This window comes from Corynebacterium gallinarum (assembly GCF_014837045.1).
Lineage (GTDB): Bacteria > Actinomycetota > Actinomycetes > Mycobacteriales > Mycobacteriaceae > Corynebacterium > Corynebacterium gallinarum.
The window spans coordinates 1-2,738 of sequence record NZ_JACSPR010000020.1 but is presented as its reverse complement, the minus strand read 5'-3'; the positions used below and the strand labels follow the sequence as shown (position 1 = coordinate 2,738).

Below are 2,738 nucleotides of genomic sequence, written 5' to 3'. Positions count from 1 at the left end.
CGGGCCTGACCCCACACCGATTGTGCATCCGGCTGCTGGAAGATGGTGTGGAACATCGCCGATAACGTTGGCCATTGTGTTTTCGATACCATCCCGTACAAGTTCTTGGAAAAGTGCGTGCGACACCGTTGCCAAGAGGCATTCGGCAGGACCTCACCGATGGCGTGCTGAATTCCCAGGTGGGCATCACTGGTCACCAAATAGACCTCGTTGAGCCCGCGGGCTTTGAGGTCCCGGAAGAACCCGGTCCACGATGCCACTGATTCACTCGTTGCGACCTGCATGCCCAACAACTCCCGATATCCTTCCGAATTCACTCCAGTGGCCAGTAGGACGGAGGTTTTCACCACTCGGCCGCCTTCACGCACCTTCATGGTCAGCGCGTCACACGAAACATAGAGGTAGGGGCCGGTATCAAGGGGTCTGGTGCGGAACTCTTCGACCATGACGTCGAGGTCTTTGGCCATGTCGGATACCTGGGATTTCGATAGGTTGTTGATACCTAGGGTGGCCACCAGGTCGTTCATCCTCCGGGTGGACACACCCTTGAGGTAGCAGGTGGCGATCACGGTGGTCAGGGCCCGTTCAGCCCTGGTGCGGCGTTCCAACAGCCAGTCGGGGAAGAACGATCCGGTGCGTAGTTTCGGGACCGCGACATCCACGGTGCCGACGCGGGTGTCGAAGTCGCGGTGGCGGTATCCGTTTCGGGTGTTCACCCGGTCCTGGGACACGGTGGCGTAATCGGCGCCGCAGACCTGGTCAGCTTGGGTGGAGAGGATCTGGTTGATGAAGCCCTGGAGCATCTCTCGCATGAGATCGGGGGATGCTTGGGCGAGCAATTCGTCGAGGTAGGTGGTGGGGTCGATAGAATAGGGGCCAGCGGCCATTGTGGGTTGTCCTTTCGAGGATATGTAGGAGTTGATTCGAAAGGTACCTGCGGTGGTCGCCTCATGTGTTCATAGGGTCGTCACCGGCAGTTACAGATACACCACGCTAATGGACTCCACCATGTCATCGCGTCGCTGATGTTGTAGCCCTTTAGGTGGGGCTTCAGAAGTTCTAGCGCGGCCGTGTAGCGACGCTTGGAGAGGTCTTTGAGCCGGGTTGATTCCTGGATGCGTTGGGCGGTCTCGGTGGCCAAATAATCGTTAATCGGCTTGTTGAGGGTCCAGCGCTGACTACCAGCCTTTAGTAGGTTTTTTGCTGTTTCCTTAGCGCGCGCTCGTACGGCGCTTTTCGTCTTGCCCTGTGTGCGTTTGGGGACAAGTTTGCCGTCGTGTAGGCGAATATTCCAATCAAGCGCGTAGCCGTCGCCGTGGGGCCTAGAGAAGGATTACCATGTTCTGTGCGAAATGGATGCCGACGGCTCCCACGCACCAGAACAGCTCCACCTCTTGCTTGAGGAAATTGAAAAGGGCGCAGATCTGGTCATTGGCTCCCGCTACGTACCGGGTGGAGAGACAGTGAACTGGCCTGCCAACCGCGAACTGCTGTCCCGCTTGGGCAACAAGTACATTTCTGTTGCCCTGGGTGCCGGCATCAATGACATGACTGCCGGCTACCGTGCTTTCCGGCGTGAGCTGCTTGAGCACCTCGACTTTGAGGAGCTTTCCAACGCCGGATACATCTTCCAGGTGGACGTTGCCTTCCGCGCCATCAAGGATGGCTTCGATGTCCGCGAGGTTCCGATCACCTTCACCGAGCGCGAGCTTGGTGAATCCAAGCTGGACGGCTCCTTTGTCAAGGATTCCCTGCTCGAAGTAACCAAGTGGGGAGTGGCTCACCGCTCCGAGCAGATCAGCGATTTCACATCGGAAGTATCCAAGATCGCCTCCCGCACGGTCAAGGACATGGAGCTTGGCCCTAAGGCCACCACGGCCAAGAACGCTGTATCGGACTTCGTTTCCGAAGTCTCTAACCTAGCTAAAGGCACCTTCAAGAAGTAACTCGATGCCCGCGGCGTCTCATCCACGCCCATGAATTAGAAGAACTAAGCCCGGAAGCCACGGCATGGCTTCCGGGCTTTGTCATAGGGTCCAAACTAGTGCTAATGTCATAGGTAGCACTCTAGATGGCGCACAGTGACTCACTTCACTGTTTCTCACACTACGGATCGTTCGGCACGTACCTGCCGATGGAGGAGATTCTGCAATGGCAACCGTAACGTTCAAAGATGCTTCCCTAACCTACCCGGGAGCAAAGGAACCCACCGTCAAGAAATTCAACCTGGAAATCGCCGATGGCGAGTTCCTCGTCCTCGTCGGCCCTTCCGGCTGTGGTAAATCCACCACGCTGCGCATGCTGGCCGGTTTGGAAAACGTTACTGACGGTGCCATTTTCATCGGAGACAAGGACGTTACCCACGTTGCACCGCGTGACCGTGACATCGCCATGGTTTTCCAGAACTATGCTCTCTACCCCCACATGACCTTGCGTGAGAACATGGGCTTCGCACTGAAGATCGCCGGCAAGTCCCAAGACGAGATCAATAAGCGCGTCGACGAAGCCGCCGCCACTTTGGAACTGACCGAATTCTTGGAGCGCAAGCCGAAGGCCCTGTCCGGTGGTCAGCGTCAGCGTGTGGCCATGGGCCGCGCCATTGTTCGCAACCCGCAGGTCTTTCTCATGGATGAGCCGCTGTCTAACCTCGATGCCAAGCTGCGTGTTCAGACCCGTACCCAGATTGCAGCCCTGCAGCGCAAGCTTGGGGTTACCACCGTTTACGTCACCCACGACCA

General features: G+C 57.3%; 2 protein-coding genes and 1 pseudogene. 2 read left to right on the top strand and 1 reads right to left on the bottom strand.

The features are described from left to right. On the bottom strand, nt 1-887 hold an 887-nt coding region (locus H9627_RS14040), incomplete at its 3' end, for an IS256 family transposase (RefSeq protein WP_191734634.1). Between the two features lie 429 nt (nt 888-1,316). Between H9627_RS14040 and H9627_RS14035 the strand changes: the two are divergent. Both H9627_RS14035 and H9627_RS14030 read left to right on the top strand, forming a co-directional pair. Beyond that, nucleotides 1,317-1,946 (top strand): annotated as a pseudogene (locus H9627_RS14035) (glycosyltransferase); the annotation flags it as partial. 205 nt (nt 1,947-2,151) lie between these two features. Beyond that, nucleotides 2,152-2,738 (top strand): ABC transporter ATP-binding protein (locus H9627_RS14030; RefSeq protein ID WP_191734633.1); only part of this gene is annotated, 587 nt, incomplete at its 3' end.